Source organism: Paenibacillus sp. OT2-17 (assembly GCF_009827695.1).
In the GTDB taxonomy this organism is placed as follows: Bacteria; Bacillota; Bacilli; order Paenibacillales; family Paenibacillaceae; genus Paenibacillus; species Paenibacillus polymyxa_B.
The window spans coordinates 1-8,477 of sequence record NZ_WUDQ01000133.1 but is presented as its reverse complement, the minus strand read 5'-3'; the positions used below and the strand labels follow the sequence as shown (position 1 = coordinate 8,477).

The window sequence follows — 8,477 nt, the reverse complement described above, 5'->3', positions numbered from 1 at the left end:
ATATCCAATCCTGCTTATCAATCCACTGTACCTCCATCTCGTTCACACCAATAAACGGATCAGGAATTTTGCCATGTCGTAAAAGATCAGTATGCACACAACCCGGCACTTTCGCGCTAAGCCACTCATCACTTTGTGCTTTCCTAAACCTCCAGCCATCCAATCCTATCACATTAACCATCGTCACAAGCCTCCCTATAAGCATGATTGGGAACATCTGGATTCTTCAGCAACATAACAAAAATAACATTAAGCAAACAAAGTAGTCAATTGTTTTTTAGAACAAATGACAAAATACAAAATAAAAGTCGCCCTCTGCCCCTAAACAGGCTAAAAGCGACCTCCTTCGTCTTCACGGTGTATGGTGTCATAACACGTATCTGGACATTAACTATATGTGATTGTGCTGATGGGACGCTCACGATCATCATTTTCCCGACTGATCCGGGGTGCATGAACTTCCCGTACGAATAGCTCAGCATGTAGCAACTTTTTCTCGACAGGCGAGTTCGGGTTCGTTATGCGCCATAACAACTGGTCCACTGCACGCATTCCCAGCAATTCCTTATCCACTCTTACCGTGGCATAAATCGGCATTTGTTCATTCGTATCGTCAAACCCGGTCACTCCGCAACGCCTCGGAACGTCAATCCCCTTTTCTTTCAGCACATCCACGACTTGCGCAGCAGTCACATCATTAGCACATACAAAAACCTCAGGCAGTTCGTCCTCGGACAACTTTTCCATTTCCTCAGCAAGCGCTTGCGCTCCCCTGTGAAGAAGATCTTTAATCTGCCGCAATTCTACTCCGCTCATTTCCAGTGTGGAACGACATGCTTCCCAGCGTTCGTAGAAACTGTGAGCGTCATCAATATGACCCACAAACTGAAAGCGGGTATAGCCCCTGCACAGCAAGTCCTTCATTAATTCACTCATGCATGTGCGATTATCTGTAAACACCGTATCACTTAAAAATGCAGAATCCCAATGATCTACCATGACGACCGGAATACCCATCCGATAAATGTTCAGCAACAACGAAGTTGAAATCGTCCCCACTGTGATAATCCCTTTAATCGCCTCCGGGTTCAGTAAAGAAAACATATCTTCAGTCGAGGGCTCCGTTAACGTGATCATATCCATACCCTTACGGTTCAGACGCTCAGAAATCCCTTCAAATACTGGCCCCCAGTATCTAGATTCCCTGTTCTGATACCTAATATTCGGAAATAACACTAGCACGGTACCTGACCATTCTCTGGTATCTGTGTCCCGAGGCTCTACCCCTGTCATTTTGGGGTGACTGCGAAAATAGCCCATCTGGGCGGCAAGCTTGACCAGAACCGCCCTTGTCTCTTCACTTACACCGGGTTTGCCTGATAGTGCACGCGAAACAGCGAACTTTGAAACGCCCGCCGCATCCGCAATTTCTTGCAACGTTACTTTTCCACGCATCTTCTCACCCAACCCTATTCGGAGTCTTTTTCTATCTTAACCTTTCTAATACACGGGTGTACCTATAAACTGGTACCATCGTAGCATACTTTGTTTTAGATCATCAAATGATAGATTTGTACAAATCCACACCCTTCACCAAAATATGTTTGCTTAATAAAAAAACAAACCGCATAACAAGCAATTATAAATTACTTGACGTGAGGTTCTTTATTTCCTACAATTTACTATTGAAAGCACTTACATTGTGTAAATCATACTTATTAAGGGGGATTTGCAAATGTTCAAGAACAGGTTGGTACGACAGAGCTCCATTCTACTCCTGTCTTTGCTGCTGCTCGTTACAACGGGCTGCGCGAATGGAACAGACGGTAAGGCAGAAAAGGAAGATCCTAATGACACCAGTCCCATTACACTTACTTTCTTTGGCGGTGATTCCAGCTCTAACTGGAACAACATGAAGGATGCTGTCGGGCAGGAAATTATCAAGAAAACGGGCGTTACGCTAAATGCCGAACATGCTGTCAATGGTCGAGGCGAGGAAAAGTTTGCTTTAATGGCAGCGAGCGGAGAGTATCCAGATCTCGTGTACCCCAAATCAGACATTGGCAAGTTGGTCGATGCCGGAGCACTCATTGACTTAACAGATCTCATTGATAAATACGGCCCTAACATTAAGAAAGTGTATGGAGACTATTTTAATCGTATTAAATATAGTAGTGAAGATCCAGCCATTTACACGATCCCGACCAATTTGGGTGTGGATCACATCGCGTTTGATGCACAAGCTGGCTTCGAAATCCAGCATCAGGCACTTAAGAAGCTTGGATACCCTAAAATCCGCACCGTTCAAGATTTTGAAAAAGCACTTAAAGATTATGTCGCCAAATACCCTACCACCAATGGCCAGCCTACCATTCCCCTATCACTTGATGCCGAAGACTGGAAAATTCAAATTACAGTGACAAACCCGGCTGTTACTGCTACAGGTGGACCCGACGATGGCGAATATTATATTGATCCTAAAACACACAAAGCCATTCTTCACTACAAGCGCCCAGAAGAACGCGAATATTTCCGTTGGTTGAACCATATGTACAATGAAGGACTGTTGGATAAGGATACTTTTGTACAAAAAAGTGATCAGTACAAGTCCAAAATCGCCGCAGGCCGTGTCATCGGACTCATTGATCAGGAATGGAACTATCAAGATGCCGAAAATGCGCTCAAGGCAGCCGGTAAGGATGAATTCACTTACGCCCATTTTCCAGTCACTTTAAATGAGAAATACGAGGACCATTCCCTTCAGCCTATCGGCTTCGATACTGCATCCGGGATCGGAATTACAACCTCATGCGAAAATCCGGTGCGAGCTATCAAGTTTCTGGATTTTCTGGCCTCCGACGAAGGACAAATTTTACGCAATTGGGGAATTGAAGGCCAGCATTACAACGTAGAGAACGGCAAACGAGTCATTCCGGCGGATGTGCAACAACGTAAAAACACTGATAACGCTTCTTTTAGCAGAGAGTCAGGAATCGGTTTGTACTGGATATGGGGGCCACATTATGGCGATAGCGTGAAGGACCCTTCTGGCAACTATTACACAACCAATTATCCGGAGATGATTACCGAAAATTATAGTCAAGCCGAAAAAGAGTCCCTTCAGGCATACAAAGCCCAGACGTGGAAAGACCTGTTTCCGAACGAAAAGGATTTTCCGGTAAAAGAGTGGGGTGCTGCCTACAACATGCCTGTTCCGACCGATACGAATTACAATGTTATTTATCAAAAGTCGCAGGACATTGTACGCAAACGGATTCCTGAGGCTGTACTCGCCAAGCCAGATCAGTTCGACGCTGTGTATGACCGCATGCTCCAAGAGCTGGATCAGGCGGGTGTGCCAAAAGCTGAAGAAATCTACACTGGCCTAATCCAAAATCGCCTGAAACTGTGGTACGGCGAAAAATAGGGTTTGCTTTTTAATGAAATATTATAGGGCTGACAGACAATGCTGTTCAGCCCTTCTACATTAACTTTTATATTAAACATTCTGTTTGGTTTCTTTTTCTTTCCAAGAATTACTTTTGCCTGAAACACGATTGACGTGAAACAATAAAATGATAGGAATCAACGCAATCCCGCCACACATCACCCAAGATATTTGAATTGGTGTTTGATCGGAAGACAAATCCGTAAAATTACGACTGATGATACCTGTCACGATTAAACCTACGCACATGCCTAATTGTGAAATCGCAGAATCCAGAGATAGTAGTGTAGAACGATACTCATTAGAGATTCTTTTGTTCAGAAAAATTTGTTTGGCAACCGGATACATGCCGCGCCCAATTTCATAGATCAAAAAGGTAAGCAGTGCAGGATAAAATGTGTTGAACGCACCGGCTAAAATGAGCCATATCCCAATCATACCGCAAGCATACATGAGTATACGTACATCACTGTATCGTGAGCCTAGCTTTCGAACCAGGTAACTTCCCAAAGTCATACATAGTGAATACCCTGCCTTGATAAACCCCATAATCCAAATCCCTTGTTCGGAAAGGCCAACCAGACGTGGCTGTTGAAATGTATTCCCCGCCGAGTTCGAAAAGCTGATAAATAAGCCAATCATAAACACGATCCAGATAGACTTATTTTCAAAACCGATACGTACACTTTCTCCGATAATCGTTTTAATACGGGTAGTAGACGTCTTTCGCTGAGTAACGTTCTCCTCATCCATATAAAAGAAACATAGAAAAATGCATACAATAATAGATAAAATGCTAGCCACCCATGGAAGTGAATAGTTAAAAGTTGCGAGGAAGGCTCCCAACAGACCACAAATAAATCCCGAAATGTACTGTATACTGTTAGAGGTTGTAAAAAGAACTTCCATGGGCTTATCACTATTTTCCACAACCCATGATTCCAACGAACCTGATTGTAAACATATAGCCAGACCCCCAAAAACTTGCGCAAACACAAGCACCCCGATATGATCTGTCCAAACGAACAACACACTATAGAGTAGAAAACAACAAAGTCCCAAAATAACAGAAATTTTTCTTCCATACTTATCTGCAATAGCCCCTGTGGGTATCTCAAACAAAAAAATACTTACAAAGAATACAACTAGTAAGAAGTTCGCACTCTGCAAAGAAAGTCCTTTAGCTAATAGAAAAAGGATGAGCGTAGTCCCCGTGATTTCACTCATAAAAAATTGAAGAAAGCTGACGGAGTAAAATAGCTTATGAGATTGCATTCTTAGGATTCCGTCGCTTGCTCTGCAGCCTCGTATTCGCTTCGCAAAATCCCCATCTGAATAATGTCATAGTATTGCCCTTCCCTGAATAGCTTTTCCCGTAGCCGCCCTTCCTCCTTGAAGCCGCATGCCAAATAGCAACGGTGTGCACGTTCATTGAACGCATAGACCTCCAGCTCCAGCCGATGCAGATTCAGTGTATGAAATGCAAATTTTTGTAACAGCCGGATCGCTTCCCGTCCGTAGCCTTTGCCCAAGTCACCGTCACGCCCGATCACAACACCAAGGGTGGCGTGCCGATTTACCCAGTTGATTTTAAATAAATCCAGTTGTCCGATATAGTCCAGTGTGTCTTTATGCGCAATGACAAAACCTTTGATCTCGGGGTTGCCGTCAATCATCATCTGCACAAAGGATTCGCTATTCACCTGTGAATGCGGGTAGATAAACACGTCGCTTAAACCACGTGTGATTTCCGGGTCATTGACCCATTTTCGGATAGCTGGTACATCTTCTTGACGGTATTCTCTCAATACAATTCGTTTTCCAATGATATGCGGCATCGTAATCTTCCCTCCAATTATGTATTTGTTTTGGCAATACTAACTCCCCGCCAACACCTTTATGCTTCCATTACTCTTACAAACTCCAGAAAACGTGTACCTTTATAATGAAGCTCCCCACGATCCCCGATCACAATCATACCAAAGTCCGTATCCTTCACCTCCAGCTCCATACGCTCACCCCCGTCAAACTCAAAGGTGATATAATAATATGTCGAAGCTGAAAAATCGCCTGATCCCCCACGCACTCTCGTCCGTTTATCCACAACCTTACATGAACGTTGTATCCGTTCGGCTGCTTGATTGGACAGGCCCGCTCCTATCGTTTTGACAATTCCCATAATCATTACAATAGCAATGAGTCCAAATACGATAAAAAAGATCATATTAAACGATTGAAATTCCATAAAATCATTTCCCATCTGCTTCATCCTTTCTACAGTAAAATGTAAATTTTCCATTCTATTGCCCATTGACAAATCGTACATCTTCACCCTCAAAAACTCCAATACTTTTTTAACATACTTACGAAAAAAAAGTTCTTTCGCTCTTTTCCGTACCCCGCTTGGACTTATACCCGATCTGGGTCCGCTGATCCCCTCTAGACCGATTGACAAAACTATATATAGATATAAAATAGAGAATGTACTCTAAATATAGTGTAAAAAACGTATTTATGCCCGATATCTTGAAGATACAGGTATGAAAATACATGTAAATATAGAGTCAAAAATTTTAAATGGCACAGCCAGCAAGGGTTTCCAGCTATGATGGATCTCGGGCAATGCCGTTTTCTTTTTTCGTTAATTGTTTAAGGAGGTTGCATACCATGCTGATTGCATATGATTCCAAGACCGGCAATGTAAAAAGATTTATAAACAAGCTCAAGCTTCCAGCGGTTCAGATCGAGGAGCAAATGACTATAGAAGAACCTTACGTACTTATTACATATACAACCGGGTTTGGGCAGATACCTGAGAGGGTATCTTCCTTTTTGAAAAAAAATGCACAAAACCTTGTTGGTGTAGCTGCAAGCGGCAACCGTAACTGGGGTGAGAAATTTGCCAAAAGTGCGGATTTGATTGCCGACCACTATAATGTCCCCGTAATTAGTAAATTTGAATTATCTGGAACGTTCGGAGATGTAGAGCGTTTTAAACAGGAGGTGAGCCGAGTTGCGGCATATTGAATTGAACAACATGTTGATGAAACGCGATACAGACGGCTTTTTCCAATTGGAAAAGGACCAAGAGGCTGTAGCGGAATTTATGAAGGAAGTTCAGGAACGGAGTTTGAAGTTTGCTGACACAACCGCTCAAGTGCTGTATATGATTGAGAATGATTATTACGAAAATTTCTATAACAGCTACACGGCTGACGAAATTAATGATATTTTCCATATCACTCATAGCTATAATTTTAAATTTCCTTCCTATATGGCAGCATCCAAGTTTTATACTGACTATGCAATGAAGAGTAACGACCGTAAAGTCTATCTGGAACATTACCCTGACCGGGTTGCTGCTGTCGCGCTGCATTTAGGACGCGGTAACGCCGATACGGCACGCCTGTTGTCCCGCTCGATGATGGAGCAACGTCTCCAGCCAGCGACACCAACCTTCCTAAATGCAGGCAAAAGCCGCCGTGGGGAATTGGTTTCCTGCTTCCTGCTCGAAATGGACGACTCCCTGAACTCAATCAACTATGTGCTGAACACCTGCATGCAGTTGTCCAAAATCGGCGGAGGTGTTGCCATTAATCTGTCGAAGCTGCGGGCACGCGGTGAAGCGATTAAGGGTGTAGAAGGCGCAGCAAAAGGCATAATGCCTGTGCTGAAGCTGATGGAAGACGGCTTCTCCTACGCAGATCAAATGGGACAACGTAAAGGTTCTGGCGCAGCCTATTACAACATTTTCGGATGGGACGTGCTTGAGTTCCTGGATAGCAAAAAAATCAATGCTGACGAAAGAGTACGTCTCAAGACACTTTCTATTGGATTGCTGGTGCCAAACCGCTTTTACAAGCTGGCTCAAGATAATGAACCGCTGCATGTATTTGCTCCTTACAGTGTGTTCAAAGCCTATGGAACGCATCTGGACGACATGGATTTGGATGAAATGTACGACACGCTGCTTGCTGACGATCGGGTGAAGAAAAAAATAGCGATGAGCGCACGTGACATGCTGACGAAAATTGCCATGATTCAGTTGGAGTCTGGTTATCCATATATCATGAACAAAAGTAACGCGAACCAGGCACATGCTCTTAAAAACGTGGGTCAAGTCAAGATGTCGAACCTATGCACGGAAATCTTCCAGTTGCAGGAAACTTCCGAAATTACAGATTACGGACAACAGGATACTATCCGCCGGGACGTGAGCTGTAATCTGGCTTCTCTGAACATTGTAAATGTGATGGAACATGGTAAAATTCGCGAATCTGTTCATGAGGGTATGATCGCGCTCACCTCAGTCAGCGATATGACCCAAGTAGCTAATGCACCAGGTGTTGCGAAAGCGAACCGTGAAATGCACTCCGTCGGTCTGGGTGTTATGAATCTGCACGGCTACTTTGCCAAAAACAAAATTGCGTATGAAAGCAATGAAGCAAAAGACTTTGTCCGTACCTTCTTCATGACGATGAACTATCATTCCATCGAAAAGAGTATGGAAATCGCGAAAGCATCTGGACAAAGCTTTTATGGATTTGAGGAATCGGATTATGCGACAGGCGTATATTTTGACCGATACCTGAACACAGATTATCGTCCGACAACTGCACGTGTGCAAGAGTTGTTCAAAGGCATCTATGTTCCGACTTCAGCGGACTGGGACAAATTAAAAGCAGATGTGATGAAAAATGGCCTGTACCACGCCTATCGTATGGCAATTGCGCCGACTGCTAGCATTTCGTACATTCAAAATGCAACATCCAGCGTCATGCCGATTGTTGAGCAGATTGAAACCCGTACCTATGCCAATTCGACGACCTACTATCCAATGCCTTATTTGCAAAAGGATAACGTGTTCTTCTATAAATCCGCTTATCAAATGGATCAGTTCAAAGTGCTTGATCTGATTGCAGAAATCCAGCCGCACGTGGACCAAGGAATTTCGACCGTGCTTCATGTGAACAGTGACGTGACTACGCGTCAGTTAGCACGTTGCTATCTGTACGCCGCACACAAAGGA

Annotated in this window: 8 protein-coding genes; 3 read left to right on the top strand and 5 right to left on the bottom strand. The window is 43.7% G+C overall.

The features are described 5' to 3' along the window. Both GRP75_RS14905 and GRP75_RS14900 read right to left on the bottom strand, forming a co-directional pair. Positions 1 to 181: glycosyl hydrolase 2 galactose-binding domain-containing protein (locus GRP75_RS14905; protein WP_160789689.1), on the bottom strand; the 181-nt coding region annotated here is incomplete at its 3' end. 206 nt (positions 182 to 387) lie between these two features. Then, positions 388 to 1,455 (bottom strand): LacI family DNA-binding transcriptional regulator, encoded by a 1,068-nt coding sequence (locus tag GRP75_RS14900; protein ID WP_160789688.1) that lies wholly within the window; start codon positions 1,453 to 1,455, stop codon positions 388 to 390. A 280-nt stretch (positions 1,456 to 1,735) separates the two neighbouring features. Here GRP75_RS14900 and GRP75_RS14895 point away from each other — a divergent pair, with 280 nt between their 5' ends. Next, complete coding sequence (locus tag GRP75_RS14895; protein WP_160789687.1) at positions 1,736 to 3,427, top strand: ABC transporter substrate-binding protein; 1,692 nt, start codon at positions 1,736 to 1,738, stop codon at positions 3,425 to 3,427. Positions 3,428 to 3,499: 72 nt separating this feature from the next. Here the strand turns inward: GRP75_RS14895 and GRP75_RS14890 are convergent, their stop codons facing one another. The 3 genes from GRP75_RS14890 to GRP75_RS14880 are packed head-to-tail and all read right to left on the bottom strand — an operon-like array spanning position 3,500 to position 5,708. Next, entirely contained in the window at positions 3,500 to 4,723 is a 1,224-nt protein-coding gene (locus GRP75_RS14890) for an MFS transporter (protein WP_160789686.1), read from the bottom strand. 2 nt (positions 4,724 to 4,725) lie between these two features. After that, entirely contained in the window at positions 4,726 to 5,286 is a 561-nt protein-coding gene (locus tag GRP75_RS14885) for a GNAT family N-acetyltransferase (RefSeq protein ID WP_160789685.1), read from the bottom strand. A gap of 59 nt (positions 5,287 to 5,345) precedes the next feature. Continuing rightward, positions 5,346 to 5,708: a DUF2500 domain-containing protein gene (locus GRP75_RS14880; RefSeq protein WP_023988085.1), complete on the bottom strand. Its 363-nt coding sequence runs from the start codon at positions 5,706 to 5,708 to the stop codon at positions 5,346 to 5,348. Between the two features lie 407 nt (positions 5,709 to 6,115). On the opposite strand from GRP75_RS14880, the gene nrdI reads away from it, so the two are divergent. Together nrdI and nrdE are read left to right on the top strand one after the other, a co-directional pair. Beyond that, entirely contained in the window at positions 6,116 to 6,475 is a 360-nt protein-coding gene (gene nrdI, locus GRP75_RS14875; protein WP_016819181.1) for a class Ib ribonucleoside-diphosphate reductase assembly flavoprotein NrdI, read from the top strand. Next, positions 6,462 to 8,477 (top strand): class 1b ribonucleoside-diphosphate reductase subunit alpha (gene nrdE, locus GRP75_RS14870; protein ID WP_160789684.1); only part of this gene is annotated, 2,016 nt, incomplete at its 3' end. The genes nrdI and nrdE, both read left to right, overlap by 14 nt.

What these genes read in the sequence shown, in the direction of transcription:
- GRP75_RS14880 (WP_023988085.1), bottom strand. Translation starts at nt 5,708, where the DNA reads ATGGGAAATGATTTTATGGAATTTCAATCGTTTAATATGATCTTTTTT.
- GRP75_RS14895 (WP_160789687.1), top strand. Translation starts at nt 1,736, where the DNA reads ATGTTCAAGAACAGGTTGGTACGACAGAGCTCCATTCTACTCCTGTCT.
- GRP75_RS14900 (WP_160789688.1), bottom strand. Translation starts at nt 1,455, where the DNA reads ATGCGTGGAAAAGTAACGTTGCAAGAAATTGCGGATGCGGCGGGCGTT.
- GRP75_RS14885 (WP_160789685.1), bottom strand. Translation starts at nt 5,286, where the DNA reads ATGCCGCATATCATTGGAAAACGAATTGTATTGAGAGAATACCGTCAA.
- nrdI (WP_016819181.1), top strand. Translation starts at nt 6,116, where the DNA reads ATGCTGATTGCATATGATTCCAAGACCGGCAATGTAAAAAGATTTATA.
- GRP75_RS14890 (WP_160789686.1), bottom strand. Translation starts at nt 4,723, where the DNA reads ATGCAATCTCATAAGCTATTTTACTCCGTCAGCTTTCTTCAATTTTTT.